We start from the raw sequence: 17,583 nt of genomic DNA, 5'->3' as shown, positions 1-17,583 counted from the left end.
GCGTCTGCCCAGTACGTTCTGATTGAAGCTGATCGACCCAACGTCTCATAGCAGTCTGACCCACATCTAAGGCACGGCAAGCATGTAAGATTGAATACCCTTGATCCAATACAAGACTAGCAGCTTCGAGTTTAAACTCTGGAGTAAATGTACGTCTTGGTTTCATAAGCACCTCATTGGTGAATCTATTATCACCTAATTGGGTGTCCAGCTTTATTAAACCACTACAAAGTCCCCCTTTGGAAAAGGGGGATTTAGGGGGATTTGAGGAGATTCAAACCTTACTTAATTTACTTAACCCTGAATCGCCGTGCCATAAGCAAACACTTCCACCATTCCGCCTTGCATCCCCATCTCGGTAGTACTTAAGCGTAAGCCCATAATATGGGTGGCACCGATTTTCTCGGCTTCCAGTTTTAAACGGATAATGGCTTCACGGCGGGCACGTTCAACCACACTTTCATAGCTGGTCAGACGACCTCCGAAAAAATTCTGGATATTGGCAATCACATATTTAAAGTAGTCATGCGAAATGACCACATTGCTGCTGACCAGTTGCCCCGGATGTGGAGAGGTCTTAAAACGGTTATTGTCCAAGGTGATATAGGCCAAACGCTGTTCTTGTTCATCCAGTTCAGTTAAATGCTTTGTTTCAGTATGGCGACCAAAGCCCCAGCCTATCGCAAATAAAATCACAAAAATGACGACTTTTAAAATAAAGGCATCCATGTCTTAGCCTTGCGTCGGGAAAGGATCTGGCAATTTTTGTGCATTTGCTTCAACCACCACCGCAGTGCCATAAACAAACAGTTCCGAAGCGCCTTGAGCAATATTGGATGTGGAAAAACGGATACCCACCACGGCATTTGCCCCCAGAGATTTTGCTTTCTCAATCATGCGGTTCATGGCTTCCTGACGCGATTCTTCCAGCAGTTCGGTATAAGCGGTCAGTTCACCACCTACAATATTTTTCAGACCTGCCAAAAGGTCACGTCCCACATGTTTACTACGCACAGTGCTGCCATAGACCACATCAATTTGACGGCGAATGGTATGTCCCGGAACAGATTCTAAATTACTCAGCAGCATGTTTTGATATTCAAATGAAATAGATTCTAGTGAAGATAGAAAATCAGGCTTTAAAAAGCAATAAAAAAGCCTGCATGGCGCAGGCTTTTTTATCACACTTGAAAACATTACTGAGCGCTGTTTTCCACTTTACGTTCAGCCGAAGAAGGTGCCTGTTGAACGGCATCACCGGTGTTGGCTTTAAGACCGCCGCCCAGTGTTTTATAGACTTCAACCTGGTTATTCATGTTGGCTTGTTCAAGCAACAATAAACCTTGTTCAGCTGCATAAGACGCACGTTGTGCATCCAGTACAGTCAGGTAACTGTCAATACCGGCACGGAAGCGGGCATTCGACAGTCGATAAGTGGTATTGGTTGCATCCACCAGACGGCGCTGTGCTGCTAAACGGTCACCAATATTTTGACGTACCGCCAAGGCATCATTCACTTCGCGGAAAGCGGATTGAATAGATTTTTCATAATCAGACAACGCAATTTGTTGATCTGTTTCTGAAATCTTGATGTTGGCCTTACGGGTGCCCCAATCGAAGATTGGAAGATCAATACTTGGACCAATAGACCAGACAAAACCACCCGATTTGAACAGGTCGCTTAAACTGGTTGAAGCATAGCCTGCATTACCGGTCAAACTGATGGTCGGGAACATACGTGCCTTAGCTGCACCGATATTGGCACCTGCTGCAGAAAGTTTATATTCGGCAGCACGCAGGTCAGGACGATTATTCAGCAAGTCACTTGGTAAGCCTGCACTCAGTGCATTGGATTTACTGATACGTGTTACGCGTTGGCTTGGCAACAGGTTCGCTGGAACCGCTTGACCGACCAGCAGATTTAACAGGTTCTGTGCCTGTGCAATCTGGGTCTTGTAATTGGCAACGTCGTTACGCGCCGTTTCGACAGAAATCTGTGCCTGACGAACAGGAACTTCACTGTCGATGCCGACATCGAAACGTTTTTTGTTGAGGTTATAAGACTCAAGTTGAGCTTTTAATGTTTGGTCTGCAAGTTTTAAATTTGCATTGGCAAACGAGTAGTTCAGCCATGCCTGAGCCACTTGACCAATCAGCGCAATCTGAGTGGCATCACGTGCACTCGAAGTTGCCAGGTAAGTGTCTAAAGCATTGTCTTTTAAGCTACGAACACGGCCCCAAAAATCCAGCTCATAGGCAGTTACACCTAGACCTACATTGTAGCTGGTCATGGCGCCACTGGTGTTGAGCGTGTCTTGACGAAGCACACTACCACTTGCTCCAATGGTTGGCAGCTGGTTGTTTTGGGTGATTTGATACTGTTGCTGTGCACGTTGAATGTTTAAGGTCGAAGTGCGCAAGTCACGGTTATTGGCTAATGCCAGATCAAGCACTTGAAGCAAGCGTTGATCGGCAAAAAAGTCTTTATAACCTTGCTCAGCAATTGAAGGTCCAGAATTAGCAGTTAGATAACCTTGTTCTGGAATATTTGCTTGAGCTACGGGCTCTGGGCCACGCATGCTTTGACAGGCTGTCAAAGCAAGCGCAAGTGCAGATACCGCAATGCTACGACCTGAAATAGACCATACCTTTTGCATCACGATGTTTGCTCCTGATCATTTCGTTTTTTAGGTTTGTATTTAAAGATACTTCGAATCCAGACATAGAACACAGGAATAAAGAAGATACCCAATAAAGTTGAACTGATTACGCCACCCAGTACACCATAACCGACCGAGTGCTGGCTACCAGCGCCGGCACCTGAAGCAATGGCCAGCGGAAGTACACCAAAACCGAAGGCAAGGGTGGTCATAATGATTGGACGTAAACGCATTTTTGCAGCATGCAAAGTGGCTTCAAGTAAAGGCTCGCCTTTATCTTCCTGCAGCTCCTTGGCGAATTCTACAATCAGGATCGCATTCTTCGCGGCCAAACCAATGACGGCAATAATCGCGACCTGGAAGTAAATATTATTCGACAAGTTTGGATCTTTCAGTACCACCATGCCGAGGAAAGTTAAGCCAATTGCACCGACAATACCTAAAGGAATCACCAACAGTACCGAGAATGGAATAGACCAGCTTTCATACAATGCAGCAAGACACAGGAATACAATCAGCATAGAAAGTCCGTATAGACCCGCGGTTTGCGAACCTGCTTCACGTTCTTCTAAAGATAAACCTGTCCATTCATAGTCGAATCCTGCCATGCCCATTTGCGGGAGCTTGGCAATGATTTCTTCCATTGCAAGCATCGCATCACCAGAGCTGACGCCCGGTGCAGGGGTACCCTGAATGTTCACCGATGAAATACCGTTATAACGTTCAAGACGTGGCGAACCATATGTCCATTCACCGGTTGCAAAGGCAGAAAACGGCACCATTTGTCCCAGGTTATTACGTACGTACCATTTGTTTAAATCTTCCGGCATCATACGCGCATCAGGTACGGCTTGAACATAGACTTTTTTCACGCGACCGCGGTCAATAAAGTCATTAATGTATGAGCCGCCCCAGGCAATACGCATGGTGTTGTTGATTTCAGCAATGCTTACGCCCATAGAGCTGGCTTTTTCGTTATCCACATACACTTTGTATTGTGGCGTATCTTCCTGACCGTTTGGACGTACACCGGCAAGGCGTTTGTCTTGCGCAGCCATACCCAGAATCATGTTACGTGCAGTGATCAGTTTTTCGTGACCGCTACCCGCAGCATCTTTCAACTGTAAGTTAAAGCCGGCAGAAACCCCCAGTTCTGGCATTGCAGGAAGCTGCAACGGCATCACATAAGAAGCATCTTTGGCAATCACGTTCAATGCCATACCACGCTGGATAATGGCACCGATTTGTGATTCAGGCGTAGTACGTTCGCTCCAGTCTTTCAATTTAATGAAGGCTAAACCGGCATTCTGACCAACACCTGTGAAAGAGAAGCCTGCGACACTGAATACAGAATCGACGTTGGCTTTTTCACCTTCCATAAAGAAGCCAGTCATCTGATCAATAACTTTCTCTGTACGATTAAGTGTCGCATTCGGCGGTAATTGAACCAGAGTCATCACCACACCTTGGTCTTCATTCGGCAGGAATGAGCTTGGCAGGTTCTTGAACAGGAACAATAGACCCGCAATCACCACAGCATAAATAACGCCGGCAATTACTTTATGGATTAATAGCTTACCAACCCATTTCTGGTAACCACCCGACATGCGGTCAAAGCTATGGTTAAACCAGCGGAAGAAGCGGGCGAACACACCATTACTTTCCGGCTTGTCTTTATCATGCTGTTTGAGCAAGGTTGCACAAAGGGCAGGGGTAAAAGTCAGGGCAATTGCGAGGGATAAAATCATCGCGGTCACAAGCGTGATCGAGAACTGGCGATAAATTACCCCGGTGGTGCCGCTAAAGAAGGCCATCGGTACGAATACAGCGGTTAATACTGTGGTAATCCCGACCAGGGCACCCGAAATCTGATGCATGGATTTTTCAGTCGCGCTAACCGGATCGAGATGTTCTTCCTGCATGACACGTTCAACGTTTTCGACCACAACAATCGCATCATCCACCAGCAGACCAATGGCCAGTACCATGGCAAACATGGTGAGCGTGTTAATCGAGAAGCCAAACAGGTTGATGATGGCAAAAGTACCCAATACCACCACAGGAACCGCCATGGTTGGAATCAGGGTTGCACGCCAGTTCTGCAAGAACAGGAACATCACCAGGAATACCAGGATGATCGCTTCAACTAAAGTGTGAACCACACTTTCAATAGAGAGTTTGATAAATGGAGTCGTATCAAACGCCAGTTGGTCTTTCAGATCACTTGGATAGTTTTTGCGAAGTTGTTGCAAGCGTTCTTCAACAGCTGTTGCTGTGTCGAGTGCGTTTGCACCGGTAGCCAATTTAATCGCTACACCACCTGCAGGTTTGCCGTTAAATTTAGAAGTGAACTGATAGTTATCAGAACCCAATTCAACTTTAGCGACATCACCAATCGTCACTTTTGCACCGGAACCGATATTTTTCAAGAAAATAGAACGGAACTGATCAGCTGTTTGTAACAGGCTTTGCGCGTTTACAGTGGCATTCAGTACCTGACCTTCAACAGCAGGCGCACCGCCCAATTGACCTACGGCAACCTGTGCATTTTGAGTACGCAGGGCAGCCACTACATCACTTGGAGTCAGTTGATAACTGCTGAGTTTTGCAGGATCCAACCAGATACGCATGGCATAAGAACCACCAAATACCTGTACTTCACCCACACCTGCCACACGGCTGAGTGGTTCAGAAATATTGGAGTTTACATAGTCTTTAATGTCGGCGTCAGTCATTGAGCCATTCGGTGAATAGAATGCTAAAACTTGCAGGAAGCTGGCACCCGATTTGGTCACCTTGAGGCCCTGACGCTGTACATCTTCAGGCAGTAGCGCAGTTGCAGACTGCAATTTGTTTTGTACCTGAACTTGGGCAATATCGGGATCGATCCCTTGTTCAAAGTTCAAGGCAATCGATGCCTGACCGTTACCTGCACTATTTGAAGAAATATAGCGTAAACCGTCAAGACCGTTCATTTGCTGTTCAATAATCTGGGTCACTGTATTTTCTACAGTTTCAGCAGATGCACCTGGATAGGTCGCAGCAATGGTTACCGTTGGCGGCGCAATAGTCGGATATTGTGCAATCGGCATTTTGCTGAGGGTTAAAATACCCGCCAGCATAATCACCAATGCAATCACCCATGCAAAAATCGGGCGATGAATAAAAAAGTGAGCCATTTAGTCTACCCCTTATGCATTTGAAGTAGCTTTTTGTTCAGTTTTCGGTTGAGCGGCTTTATTGGCTTCTGCTGCAGGTTGACCTGCACCTTGAGGCGCAGCGGCTTGAGGTTGGTAAGGCTTCGCAACCACAGTTGCACCTTCTTTCACCTTGGCAATACCATCAACAATCACTTTTTCACCAGTTTGCAAGCCCTTGGTCACAATCCAGTCTTTAGCTTGAACGCCGGCAGTTTCTACCGGACGTGTTTCAACCACACCTTTGGCATTCACGACCATGGCAATGGCTTGACCTGTTGGAGTACGGGTAATCGCTGCCTGAGGAATCAGCATGGCATTCGGAATCACACCTTGCACGATCTGCGCAGTCGCGTACATGCCTGGAAGCAATAAATGATTCGGGTTCTGGAACACCGCGCGTAAAGTTACTGTACCGGTTTCCGGGTTTACACTGGCATCCGAGAATGCAAGACGGCCTTCAACCGGGTAATAGCTGCCATCTTCCAGTTTAAGCTTCACTTTAGTGTTATTGCTGCTACCTAAGCTGCCTTGATTCAACTGCTGACGCAAACGCAATAATTCAGCACTAGACTGGTTAATGTCGACATAAATCGGGTCTAAACGCTGAATAGTCACCAATGGCCTTTCTTGGTTCATTGTTACCAAAGCGCCTGAAGTAACTGTTGAGCGGTTAGTCTGACCAGAAATCGGTGCACGTACAGTTGAGTAGCCCAAGTTGATTTCGGCATTCTTCAAGGTTGCACGGCTCGCATTCAAGGTTGCTTCAGCCAGTTTTACTTGCGCAGCGATATCGTCATATTCTTGTTTTGAAATGGCATTTGTACCGACCAATTGACGGTAACGGCCTTCTTTGACACGTAGAACATTCAGATTTGCTTCAGCGCTGGAAATAGAAGCACGGGCATTATCGACGTTTGCACGGTTTGTGCTGGAATCAATTTGATAAAGCGCCTGACCTTCACGTACATAACTGCCTTCAGTGAATAGACGCTTGAGAATCACACCACTGGTTTGTGGGCGGACTTCAGAAATTTCAAATGCCGTGGTACGGCCTGAAAGTTCTACAGATTGCTCTACGCTTTGTGGTTGGACAACAATGACACCGACTTCAGTAGGTGGCATTTGTTGGGCTGCTGCAGCTTGCTGCGCATCCTTAGGATCTTTGCTACAACCAACAAGTGCAATACTTGTTGCTAATGCGCAAGCGGTAAGGGCAGGCGCCCAGAGCTTTGCAGACATCATTCTTCCACCTCGATTAGATTATTATCTAAAAACTAATTTGTTTTCGCCCTACTCAATTTGGCATACAGCAGATAAAGTAGTGTGATCCAAATAAAACTTATGCTCCAACCGGCTAAGACATCAGAGAAAAAATGCACGCCAAGGTAAACCCTGGAAATTCCCATGATCAACAACCACATAAAAGCAACAATAACAATGATGTGCTGTTTGGAATGTCGAAGGCTTAGATAAATTGCAAGACAACCCAAGCTAGCGGCATAAACACTATGAGCGCTGGGAAATGCAGCACCATAGCTGTTGACCAGATGATACATTTCGGGTGGGCGAGGTCTTGAAATTACATATTTGAGCAGCCAAACCGTGGCTATACTTCCTATCAGTCCTAAACTAATGAAAATAACATTTGCATATTTTTTATACCCGGCTTGGTGGAAACACCAGACTGTGGTTAAAAATAACACAAACGGCATGCCACCTATAGTCGAAAGTGTGATGAATATCTTATTCAAAGGCAGGCTACGATGCTGGCTCAGCCATTCCGTGATCACCCAGTCGAAGTGATTCAAGGATGGATTTACTAGCATTAAAATACTGAAAATAAATAAGAAAAATCCTACACCAAGCAACAAGTAAGGCATGTAAGGAACCCGGGTTATGTTAGCCGATTGAAGTATGACTAATTCATGGTTAAAGTGTACTCATCAGTACACTTTATTTCAAGTGTGTGTAAATTATACTAATTTCTTTTTACCCATTTTTAACCAAGAAGTAAAACAAAAATAATAGATTACTTCTGTGAATATTTTTGTACCGGGCTAAGTTCATCGACTTCCAATGGGGTCTTCGGTGGCCAGAAAAAGTCACTCGGACGGGTTAGGAAGTGCATGAGTACCAGTTTGGCTAAGGGCTTCCATTGTTCAAAGCGAACACGACGGGCACGTAATGCCACAATAATGGTCAGGCTAAAACTGACAAACAGGTTGGTGAGACCAATCAGCAGTACACCTAAAAACGAAACAATAATTAAACCAATTTCTGGGCTGCCATTCACACAGAGTGTGCCTTGGATAAAGTTGGCCGCAGCAAAGGCAATATGGCGAATATCTAAAGGCAGGCCTAAAATAAACCCAATGGTTCCCATGCTGCCGAGCATAATCCCAAACAGGAAATTCCCTGCCAAGGCTCCTAAATTTCGTTCGATGTAGGCAGAAAATCTATCCAGGCGTTCTTGTCCCAATAGTTGCTTTAACTTGGCATGTGCTTTTAAACGTGGCCCAACTTTACGGTACACCGCCATATTGTCAAAGTAACCGGCGATCAGTCCCGAAAAGAACAAACACACACCGGCAATGGCAGCATGCGGAATCGCTAGGGATGTAAACGGATTCAGTGAATGTAAGGTCTTGGTGGCTTTGGCATAGCTTAAAAGTGGTTCATCCATGCCGTATTGCCAGAGCAGGGTAATCACTGCAGCAGTCGGAATGGCAATCGAGATATTGCCGAGAATGGCAATAAACTGGGTACGGATAATATTGATAATCAGCGCAGCCAGTTCAGCAATCTGTGCATTTTTAGAACCTTTTTGCTGCTGTACCGTGGCTGCCAGCGCGGCTGCTGTCATGGCGGGCTGTTTGGTGGCGACGGTGAAATGCAGGACATGAATCAACATGAAACCCAGTGAATAGTTCATGCTAAAAATAAACGCTTGCATCATCGGTGCCATGACCAGACGTGCAGCCAGAATTTTCAGGGTCGCCATGGTGGCAATAATCACACCCGCACCAGCGGCGGATTTGTACATCGACCAGAAGCCTTGCTTGTCGGTACTTACATAATGCTCACCGGTTTTACTGGCATTTTCGGTCACTTGCAAGGCAATTAATTCACTGTTATTTGCCAGTAAAGACCGCACACTGCGTTCACTATAAATGGCAGAAGTGATATCGACCAGCAAGGCACTGAGTGATTGATAACGAATTTTATCTTCTTCAACAATCAGGTTAATGAGCAGTTCGATCCGGTCTAAACACTGTTCCAGCAGTGACAATAAATAAGTCAGACTGATACTTACGCCAATGCGTTTAATGGCACGACGAATTTTTAACACGACATCACGACATTGCTCAATCATCACCAAGGCTTGTGAGGCATCGGGTGAAGCAATAATTGCCAGAGGATCGGTATTCTGATTCAGTGCCTTGTAATGTTGAATGAATTCATTGATTTCCCGGTTCTGTACCAGAAAAGGCGATTCATATTCGGTCAGATCAGGCTGGGCATTAATAAATTCGGGATAAAGCCCAATACCGCTAATCCGATAAGATAAAACAGTAATGGCTTTAATCAGCTCACTTTTAATTTGAAGTTTTTCTTTTTGGTTGCTATGCCCCTGATTGACTAAGGCAAACAGCTTTTGCCAGTCTTCATCGGCAATACTGTCCAGCCAGTATTTGTCACTGCGTTGATAAAAAACCCGACGGACCAAATCTTGCAGCTGGCTTTGATCATTAATCAGGGGAAGAAAATGAGCACCCAGGCGCTGAGCGAGCTGATTCCAGAAACCATCCAGCGACAAAATACCGGTATCAGCATATAGACTGGTTTGTTTGTAGTGGCTGATTAATTTTAAGATGAAATTTTGCAGTGTGGTGACTGCATGGGGAGTAATCAGTAAGGCTTGAATGAAAGCCTGAAATTTGCGGTTAATTTCTTCAACATCAGCCGGATAATCCGGCCGAATACGGTTCACTAATTCAATCAGCAGTGAACCATCCAGCACAGCTTGATTGGACTCAAGCTGTTGCTGCATTTTTGAAAATAAATCATTAAAATTGATATGCATAGGCAAGGGGTAAATATCTTCTTTCTAATCCCATCATTGAATTCGGTTTAAAGCCAGCTGGGTCAGGTTAATCAATGCCTGGCGATATTCGCTATCAGGAAGTGCATCCAGGGCATTCAGCGCAAACTGGGTTTCTTCGGTTGCACGTTGACGGCAATAATCCAGAGCGCCACAGGTTTGTACAATCTCGATCACACGTTCTAATTGGGCTGTACCACCCGTTGCAATACTGCGACGAACAATTTCATGTTCTTCATCGGTGGTTTTTTGCAATGCAGAGATTAATGGCAAAGTCGGTTTGCCTTCCATTAAATCATCGCCAATATTTTTACCTAATGTTTCAGCATCGGAAGTATAGTCTAAAATATCATCAATAATTTGAAAGGCATTACCAAAGTGACCGGCAAAGACGCGCAAAGGTTCACGGTACTCTGGTGTGCCCGATAAAATCGCAGCGCCTTCGGTGGCCAGTTCGAATAAACGTGAGGTTTTCCCGTGGATAATATCGAGATAAGTCTTTTCCGTGGTTTCTGGCTGATGCTGGGCTTGCAGCTGCAACACTTCACCTTCGGCAATTTCACAGGTGCCGGTGGAAAAGTCTTTCAGTAAGGTCATGTCGTTCAGATCGACCAGTAAATCGAAAGCACGGGAAATCAGGAAATCACCCACCAGAACCGCGGTCTGATTATTCCATGTGGCATTGGCTGTAGGACGACCACGACGCAAGCCTGATTCATCGACCACATCATCATGGACCAGCGTTGCGGTATGCAGCATTTCAATAATGGCAGCCAGTTTACGCTGACGTTCGATATCTTCTGCACCGCAGGCTTTTGCCGCCAATAAGCACATGATTGGACGCATACGTTTGCCGCCAGCTTCAACCACGTGTTTACTCACCGCCATTACTAAGGCAACTTTTGAAGTGATCCCTTCATTAATAAAAGTGTCCATCGCAGCAAAGTCTGAAGCAACAGGAGCGAGAATGTCTTGCTTAAAGTCGATGGCCATGTGAAGAGAAACCTCTAAAAATTGAATTGCTTATTATAGTGTAACAACTATAGCGGATATAAAGCCAAGATCTTAATATAGTTGTTTAAATCCTGCCTAGGCAAATGATTTTAAATTTGACTGGATTCTACTATTACACCAGATATGTGATCAAACTGGCATGGGGGTTTTATAGTAGCGAATTGATTTTAAAAATCTATTACATTTTATAAAATGTCAGCTTCAAATCTTCATGGTTATTTTTAATCAGTCTTAATCGTTTATAAAATCAACAACAGCTAGGCACAAAAAAACGCTGAAATGGCTTGTTGTTTGATTTATTATCACTTAATATGTTTGCCCTTAGATATCCCCCAGTGGCGTTCGTATTAAGATCGATATATTCCTTTATCGGCACGACGACACGGGCATGTTTGGAGTACATTATGTACGCAGTAATCCAAAGCGGTGGTAAACAACACCGTGTTGTTGAGGGTGAAACCCTTAAAGTAGAATTGTTGAAAGCTGAAACTGGCTCAACCGTTACTTTTGATGACGTGTTGATGCTTGTAAACGGCGAAAGCATTCAAATTGGTGCTCCAGTTGTTGCTGGTGCTACAGTAACTGCTGAAGTAGTTAGCCACGGTCGTCACGACAAAATCCGTATTGTTAAAATGCGTCGTCGTAAACATTACCGTAAACAACAAGGTCACCGTCAATGGTTTACCGAGTTGAAAATTACTGCTATTTCAGGCTAATTACGAGGAGTAAATAGACATGGCAACTAAAAAAGCCGGTGGTTCGACACGTAACGGTCGTGACTCAAATCCTAAAATGTTAGGTGTTAAAATGTACGGTGGTCAATCTGTGACTGCTGGTAACATTATCGTTCGTCAACGTGGTACAGAATTCCACGCTGGTACAAACGTAGGTATGGGCCGTGACCATACTTTATTTGCTACCGCTGACGGCGTGATCAAATTCGAAGTGAAAGGCCAATTCGGTCGTCGCTACGTATCTGTTGAAGCGTAAGCTTTAATAGAAAAAAACCCACATCTGATGTGGGTTTTTTTATGCTTGTAAATTGGTCAAAAATAATCTGAGTTCTTCATCATGATGTAGAAAAATCTACATTGAGCATTAATAACAATACAAAACTTCTTATTTTCTCAATTATTAGGAATAAAAATTGGTTTAAGATGGGACATTGAAGAAATTGCGATACTGCAAATAAAAAAGGTGATGATATGAAAATGCTTCGTAAAACCCTGTGTGCGATGACCTTGGGTGCTGCAACGCTTGCACCGGTAATGAGTACAACTGTTTTTGCTGCACCTGTAGCAGCATCGGAGCAGCAAGCAACGAACAATCTGGTTAAGCAGTTAAGTAATATTCGGACGTTGTCAGCAAATTTTGAACAAACCACCAAAGCAACTTCGGGTAAAGCTCCACAGAAAAAAGGCTTGACCGGACAACACATGAATCAAACCTTTAAAGGGGCAATGAAAGTCGCTCGTCCGGGAAAATTTTTCTGGGAAACCACCAGTCCTTCAAAACAAACCATTGTGACTTCAGGTAAAACTGTATGGATTTACGATCCTGATTTACAACAGGCAGTCCGTCAAAGTTTAGATGAACAAGTGGCTAATACCCCTGCATTATTATTGTCGGGCAATACCAGCCAGATTATGAAGTCTTATCGGGTGACTCAGCCGGATAAAGGCAAGACCTATTACACCTTGTATCCAAAAGTTAAAGATAGTGCATTCCAAAGCCTGACCATTAGTTTTGGTGCGAATAAGGCCCCAAGTTTGATGATTTTGCAGGATTCATTGGGTCAAACCACCTATGTGCGCTTTAATAATGTGAAATTGAATCCATCTATTGCTTCATCAACCTTTAATTTCGCACCGCCTAAAGGCACCGATATTATTGATCAATAATCAATTGATTGATCACTATTGAATTAAGTACTTATGTCATTTAAAAAGCAGTCCTACGTGGCTGCTTTTTTATTGGATATTCTGTTAAAAAAATGAGGGAAATTTTTATTCACTAGGCGTAACTGTACAAAAATATATTCGAGCCCGAACCTGGACATCATAATGCTCAATATTTCAAAATCAGCGAATGCACAGAAGGTGAGGGCTACCTGTTATCTTATGTGCATCATATCTATAAAGAATCATCCAAAGTGGTGATTCTAAAAGCGCAAGGTTTAATACTTCAGCCTCAAGCTGAAATTATTTTGGGTATACATGTGCCCTTGGGCTTTCATGGCAATTGGGTGGATTTGTCTTAATTTAAGCTGATTTTCATCTTTTTATGGATATATAAGTTTATCTTTTTTGAAGATACATATTTTAAATTTCATTTGCTTACTGAGCTTTGTATAGTGAAGCCGCATGATAACAGGCACTAGGTTGTTAAAATAAGATGAAAATACGCACGAATCAACAATGGCTCTGGGCTGTTCCAGTTTCTTTGGCTGTACTGGGCATGGCGGGTTGTCAGGAGCGACCTGCACCGCAAAAGGAACAGGTTAAGGTAGAAAAACAGGAAAATTCTTCTACAATTCCATTAATTCAAGCCAAAGTTGTTCCTGTGAAACTGAGCAAACCGGAAGCATGTGATGCAGAAGGATGTACCCAGTATGAAATTCAGACGGTAAAAACCAATCTGAAATGGGTGGATGACTATTTTATCGATCGGGTGAAAAAAGCCGATCCGATTGCGTTTTCTACAGCTCCCAATCAAAAGGTCAATACCGCCGAAGGGGCTACACCCAATTTAAGTCAAAGCTCGACCTATATCCGCTTTGTCAGTCAGCAGTATGACCGCGCAACTTTTGCCATTCAAACCTATACCTATTCATCCGGTGCTGCGCATGGCATGTATCATCAGGAATTTGTCAATTTCGATTTGAAAAACAAAAAGCGTCTGGCACTGCAAGATATTATGCTGAAAGGTACAGAACAGCAGTTACTGAATACCTTATATGATTCAAACAGCATCTGGCTGGAGCAGCACAGTATCGAAAGAGCGAAACTGAAATTAAGTGATAATTTTTATTATGGTGCCAATGGCATTGTATTTGTTTATCCCTTGTATGAGCTGGCTTCATATGCAGAAGGCATGACTGAGCTGACCTTGCCTTATTCGGCACTCACTAAACTGATTAAAGCTGAATATCTGCCAAGTTTGCCCAAGTATCCAACGTCATAATTTCAGCTTAATTCGGGTAAATTTGCTCTAATAAGCCCCAGCTGTCTGCTCGATCACTGTCTTTTTTAGTGTTTAGCGCTTACACTATAGCCAGTTTTTTTCTTTGCAAAAGATTGGCTATGATCGACCCGAAATTAATCAGAAATAATATTGAGGCTGTAAATTTAGCCTTGGCAAAACGTGGTGTACAGCTTAATGTAGAAGAGTGGGCTTCACTCGAAGCTCGCCGTAAAGAGCTTCAATCGAAAACAGAAGCTTTACAGGCAGAGCGTAATTCGGGTGCTAAACAAGTTGGCCAAATTAAAAAATCTGGTGGCGATGCATCTGAAATCATGGCGCGTATGGCAGCCATTGGTGATGAAATTAAAGCTGCTGAAGTTGCGCTTGCTGAATTGCAAACTGAAATTGAAACCAAGTCTTTAACCATTCCCAACATGCCGCATGAATCTGTACCTGAAGGTAAAGATGAAGATGACAATGTTGAAATTTTAAAATGGGGCACACCGCGTCAATTTGATTTTGAAATTAAAGATCATACTGATTTAGGTGAGTGGATGGGCGGTTTGGAGTTTGAAACTGCGACCAAATTAACCGGTACACGTTTCAGTGTTCTTAAAGGTTCATTGGCGCGTTTACAACGTGCATTGACCCAGTTCATGCTCGATACCCATACCCTGAAAAATGGTTATACCGAAGCGTATGTGCCTTATCTGGTGAATGCGGATTCTTTGCGTGGTACAGGTCAGTTGCCTAAATTTGAAGAAGACTTGTTCAAATTACAAGGTGAAAAAGAATATTACCTGATTCCGACTGCCGAAGTGCCAGTGACCAATTTCGTGCGTGATGAAATTGTTGATCCAGACCGTTTACCATTAAAATATGCCGCGCATACGCCATGTTTCCGTAGTGAAGCAGGTTCCTATGGCCGTGATACCCGTGGTTTAATCCGTCAACACCAGTTTGACAAAGTTGAGATGGTGCAGATTGTAAAACCTGAAGATTCTATGCAGGCTTTAGAAGAATTGACTGGCCATGCTGAAGGTATTTTGCAGGCGCTCGGTTTGCCATATCGTAAAATCATCCTGTGTGGTGGCGATATGGGCTTTGGCGCCATCAAGACTTACGATTTGGAAGTTTGGGTGCCTAGCCAAAATACTTACCGTGAAATTTCAAGTTGCTCATGCATGGGTGATTTCCAGGCACGCCGTATGAAAGCGCGTTACCGTGTAGACCAAAAGAAAACTGAATTTGTGCATACTTTGAATGGTTCAGGTTTGGCAGTCGGTCGTACCTTGCTTGCCGTGATGGAAAATTATCAACGTGCAGACGGTTCTATTGAGATTCCTGAAGCACTTCGTCCATACATGGGTGGTGCAGAATTTATTGATTAATCCTCGGATTGATCAATAAATTGATAAACGGCACAGTTTTGTGCATAAAAATTGCTTAAGACAGTCAGATCTAAAATACTGAGGTAGTTCGTGGATATCTTTCCAATCTCTTTAAAGTTGCAACAGCAACCTTGTCTGATTGTCGGTGGTGGACATATTGCCTACCGGAAGGCAGTCCTTTTGGCAAAAGCAGGCGCAATTATTCACGTGATTGCACCTGAAATTGAAAGTAATTTACTTGAGATTGTTAAATCAAGCCAAGGGCGATATGTCCAAGCACCTTTTAGCCCAGATATTCCATTACGTAATTACCGTTTGGTAATTGCGGCAACCAATGATAAAGCAACCAATATCCAAGTTTTTGAAGCTTGCGAAGCTGAAAGAATTCTGGTGAATAGTGTTGATGATCCACCGCATTGTCGTTTTATGGTTCCTGCGATTATTGACCGTTCACCCTTGGTGGTCTCCATTGCCACCAATGGCACCTCACCTGTTTTATCTCGTCAAATCCGAACCCAGCTGGAAGCTGCTATTCCTCATGGCATGGGCAAACTGGCAGATTTTTCTGGAAAATGGCGTGCTGCGGTGAAGGCAAAAATTGAAAATCCAGATGAGCGCCGTATTTTTTGGGAAGACTTATATGCCAGTCCACTCAAAGAACAGGTGTTTAATGACAACATTGCGCAAGCGGATCGTTTAATTGAACAAGCTTTAATGGAATGGAAAGCGCCTAAAGGCGAAGTCTATTTGGTTGGTGCGGGACCGGGTGATCCTGAGTTATTGACCTTAAAAGCATTACGCTTGATGCAACAGGCGGATGTGATTATTTATGATCGTTTAGTTTCTCCTGCGATTATGGACTTATGCCGCCGTGATGCAGAAAAAATCTATGTGGGTAAAGCTCGTTCCAATCATAGCGTTCCTCAAGAAGGGATTAATGCATTATTGGTGGAATATGCTGCCCAAGGGAAGCGTGTCTGCCGTTTAAAAGGCGGTGATCCATTTATCTTTGGTCGTGGTGGTGAAGAAATTCAAGAGCTCTTCGCTGCCGGTGTGGCTTTTCAGGTCGTACCAGGCATTACCGCTGCTTCAGGCTGTTCAGCCTATGCCGGTATTCCTTTAACGCATCGTGATTATGCTCAAAGTGTGCGTTTCCTTACCGGGCATTTGAAGGAAGGTTCGCCTGAATTGCCTTGGAATGAACTGGTTTATGAAAACCAGACCTTGGTGCTGTATATGGGCCTGGTTGGATTGGAAAAAATATGTGCGCAGCTGATTGCACATGGCCAGCGTCCAAATATGCCGGTAGCACTGATTTCTAAAGGTACTACACCAGAGCAAAAAGTTGTGGTGGGAACTTTAGCCGATATTGGATCGAAAGTGTCAGAACATCATATTCAAGCGCCGACCCTCACCATTATTGGTGAAGTGGTAAAATTGCGCGAACAATTACAGTGGCAAGGCTAATTCAGGCCTTGTTGCGTTGAAAGAGTAGAGAAATCCTGTGATTCATGTTGTTTTGTATGAGCCTGAAATTCCTGCAAATACTGGGAATATCATCCGTTTATGTGCCAATACCGGTGCGCAGTTGCACCTGGTAAAACCGCTTGGTTTTGAGCTGGATGACAAGAAGCTCAGACGTGCGGGTCTGGATTATCATGAATGGGCGCATATGAAAGTCTGGGAAAATTTTGCAGAGTGTCTGGCTCATTTAAAAGAGCAAGGTATTAATGATGATGCAATTTATCCTTTAACCACCAAGGGTTTTGAAACACCGCATACCTCAAATTTAAACCGTCCGGTTGCCTTGTTGATGGGGCCAGAAACCCGAGGTTTGCCTGAAGATGTGCGCATGATGTTCCCGAAAGAACACTGGATTCGTTTACCGATGGCAGCAAATTCACGCAGTTTGAACTTATCCAATGCTACAGCAGTTATTTTGTATGAAGCTTGGCGTCAACAAGGCTTTCAAGAATTAAAATAAAGATTGAGCCAATCATTAAAAACCACCTGAGGGTGGTTTTTTTTATGTC

General features: G+C 44.0%; 17 protein-coding genes. 8 read left to right on the top strand and 9 right to left on the bottom strand.

Going from position 1 to position 17,583, the window contains the following annotated elements:
• The 9 genes from B9T29_RS12915 to sdsA form a co-directional block, all read right to left on the bottom strand.
• Window positions 1-166: transposase (locus tag B9T29_RS12915; RefSeq protein ID WP_143223894.1), on the bottom strand; the 166-nt coding region annotated here is incomplete at its 3' end.
• A gap of 128 nt (window positions 167-294) precedes the next feature.
• Complete coding sequence (locus B9T29_RS12910; protein ID WP_086176304.1) at window positions 295-729, bottom strand: YbjQ family protein; 435 nt, start codon at window positions 727-729, stop codon at window positions 295-297.
• 3 nt (window positions 730-732) lie between these two features.
• Complete coding sequence (locus B9T29_RS12905) at window positions 733-1,089, bottom strand: YbjQ family protein (RefSeq protein WP_086176303.1); 357 nt, start codon at window positions 1,087-1,089, stop codon at window positions 733-735.
• A 107-nt stretch (window positions 1,090-1,196) separates the two neighbouring features.
• Entirely contained in the window at window positions 1,197-2,657 is a 1,461-nt protein-coding gene (adeK, locus tag B9T29_RS12900) for a multidrug efflux RND transporter AdeIJK outer membrane channel subunit AdeK (protein WP_086176302.1), read from the bottom strand.
• Window positions 2,657-5,839: an efflux RND transporter permease subunit gene (locus B9T29_RS12895; protein WP_086176301.1), complete on the bottom strand. Its 3,183-nt coding sequence runs from the start codon at window positions 5,837-5,839 to the stop codon at window positions 2,657-2,659. The genes adeK and B9T29_RS12895 overlap by 1 nt, the downstream gene beginning before the upstream one ends.
• Window positions 5,840-5,851: 12 nt before the next feature.
• Window positions 5,852-7,102, bottom strand: a complete 1,251-nt coding sequence (locus B9T29_RS12890) for an efflux RND transporter periplasmic adaptor subunit (protein WP_086176300.1) — start codon at window positions 7,100-7,102, stop codon at window positions 5,852-5,854.
• Between the two features lie 32 nt (window positions 7,103-7,134).
• The gene (locus tag B9T29_RS12885; protein ID WP_086176299.1) at window positions 7,135-7,740 is read right to left on the bottom strand and encodes a phosphatase PAP2 family protein; all 606 of its coding nucleotides are present in this window, start codon (window positions 7,738-7,740) and stop codon (window positions 7,135-7,137) included.
• A 149-nt stretch (window positions 7,741-7,889) separates the two neighbouring features.
• Window positions 7,890-9,944, bottom strand: coding sequence for a site-specific recombinase (locus B9T29_RS12880; RefSeq protein ID WP_086176298.1), 2,055 nt, complete (start codon window positions 9,942-9,944; stop codon window positions 7,890-7,892).
• A gap of 33 nt (window positions 9,945-9,977) precedes the next feature.
• Window positions 9,978-10,955 carry an All-trans-nonaprenyl-diphosphate synthase gene (sdsA, locus tag B9T29_RS12875; protein ID WP_086176297.1) on the bottom strand — a complete coding sequence of 326 codons (978 nt, stop codon included), beginning with the start codon at window positions 10,953-10,955 and terminating at the stop codon, window positions 9,978-9,980.
• A 425-nt stretch (window positions 10,956-11,380) separates the two neighbouring features.
• On the opposite strand from sdsA, the gene rplU reads away from it, so the two are divergent.
• From rplU to B9T29_RS12835, 8 genes are all read left to right on the top strand, one after another.
• Window positions 11,381-11,692 (top strand): 50S ribosomal protein L21, encoded by a 312-nt coding sequence (gene rplU / locus B9T29_RS12870; protein ID WP_086176296.1) that lies wholly within the window; start codon window positions 11,381-11,383, stop codon window positions 11,690-11,692.
• Window positions 11,693-11,711: 19 nt separating this feature from the next.
• On the top strand, window positions 11,712-11,966 hold the full coding sequence (gene rpmA, locus B9T29_RS12865) for a 50S ribosomal protein L27 (protein ID WP_067723977.1): 255 nt from the start codon (window positions 11,712-11,714) through the stop codon (window positions 11,964-11,966).
• 215 nt (window positions 11,967-12,181) lie between these two features.
• On the top strand, window positions 12,182-12,877 hold the full coding sequence (lolA, locus tag B9T29_RS12860) for an outer membrane lipoprotein chaperone LolA (RefSeq protein ID WP_086176295.1): 696 nt from the start codon (window positions 12,182-12,184) through the stop codon (window positions 12,875-12,877).
• Window positions 12,878-12,999: 122 nt separating this feature from the next.
• Window positions 13,000-13,236 carry a carotenoid oxygenase family protein gene (locus B9T29_RS12855; protein ID WP_086176294.1) on the top strand — a complete coding sequence of 79 codons (237 nt, stop codon included), beginning with the start codon at window positions 13,000-13,002 and terminating at the stop codon, window positions 13,234-13,236.
• Between the two features lie 134 nt (window positions 13,237-13,370).
• Window positions 13,371-14,159 (top strand): RsiV family protein, encoded by a 789-nt coding sequence (locus B9T29_RS12850; protein ID WP_086176293.1) that lies wholly within the window; start codon window positions 13,371-13,373, stop codon window positions 14,157-14,159.
• A gap of 119 nt (window positions 14,160-14,278) precedes the next feature.
• Window positions 14,279-15,550: a serine--tRNA ligase gene (gene serS, locus B9T29_RS12845; protein ID WP_086176292.1), complete on the top strand. Its 1,272-nt coding sequence runs from the start codon at window positions 14,279-14,281 to the stop codon at window positions 15,548-15,550.
• 90 nt (window positions 15,551-15,640) lie between these two features.
• The gene (cysG, locus tag B9T29_RS12840) at window positions 15,641-17,017 is read left to right on the top strand and encodes a siroheme synthase CysG (RefSeq protein ID WP_086176291.1); all 1,377 of its coding nucleotides are present in this window, start codon (window positions 15,641-15,643) and stop codon (window positions 17,015-17,017) included.
• Window positions 17,018-17,054: 37 nt separating this feature from the next.
• A complete protein-coding gene (locus tag B9T29_RS12835; protein ID WP_086176290.1) occupies window positions 17,055-17,534 on the top strand; it encodes a tRNA (cytidine(34)-2'-O)-methyltransferase in 480 nt (159 codons plus the stop codon).
• The last annotated feature ends 49 nt before the right edge of the window (window positions 17,535-17,583 follow it).

The organism is Acinetobacter sp. ANC 3903 (genome assembly GCF_002135315.1).
GTDB lineage: Bacteria > Pseudomonadota > Gammaproteobacteria > Pseudomonadales > Moraxellaceae > Acinetobacter.
This window is presented reverse-complemented; position numbering and strand designations above follow the sequence as displayed.

Bases quoted from the DNA above. Each gene is read 5' to 3' on its own strand.
- B9T29_RS12885 (WP_086176299.1), bottom strand. From the start codon at position 7,740: ATGCCTTACTTGTTGCTTGGTGTAGGATTTTTCTTATTTATTTTCAGT.
- B9T29_RS12905 (WP_086176303.1), bottom strand. From the start codon at position 1,089: ATGCTGCTGAGTAATTTAGAATCTGTTCCGGGACATACCATTCGCCGT.
- sdsA (WP_086176297.1), bottom strand. From the start codon at position 10,955: ATGGCCATCGACTTTAAGCAAGACATTCTCGCTCCTGTTGCTTCAGAC.
- B9T29_RS12890 (WP_086176300.1), bottom strand. From the start codon at position 7,102: ATGATGTCTGCAAAGCTCTGGGCGCCTGCCCTTACCGCTTGCGCATTA.
- adeK (WP_086176302.1), bottom strand. From the start codon at position 2,657: ATGCAAAAGGTATGGTCTATTTCAGGTCGTAGCATTGCGGTATCTGCA.
- rpmA (WP_067723977.1), top strand. From the start codon at position 11,712: ATGGCAACTAAAAAAGCCGGTGGTTCGACACGTAACGGTCGTGACTCA.
- B9T29_RS12850 (WP_086176293.1), top strand. From the start codon at position 13,371: ATGAAAATACGCACGAATCAACAATGGCTCTGGGCTGTTCCAGTTTCT.
- B9T29_RS12910 (WP_086176304.1), bottom strand. From the start codon at position 729: ATGGATGCCTTTATTTTAAAAGTCGTCATTTTTGTGATTTTATTTGCG.
- B9T29_RS12880 (WP_086176298.1), bottom strand. From the start codon at position 9,944: ATGCATATCAATTTTAATGATTTATTTTCAAAAATGCAGCAACAGCTT.
- rplU (WP_086176296.1), top strand. From the start codon at position 11,381: ATGTACGCAGTAATCCAAAGCGGTGGTAAACAACACCGTGTTGTTGAG.
- serS (WP_086176292.1), top strand. From the start codon at position 14,279: ATGATCGACCCGAAATTAATCAGAAATAATATTGAGGCTGTAAATTTA.
- B9T29_RS12895 (WP_086176301.1), bottom strand. From the start codon at position 5,839: ATGGCTCACTTTTTTATTCATCGCCCGATTTTTGCATGGGTGATTGCA.
- lolA (WP_086176295.1), top strand. From the start codon at position 12,182: ATGAAAATGCTTCGTAAAACCCTGTGTGCGATGACCTTGGGTGCTGCA.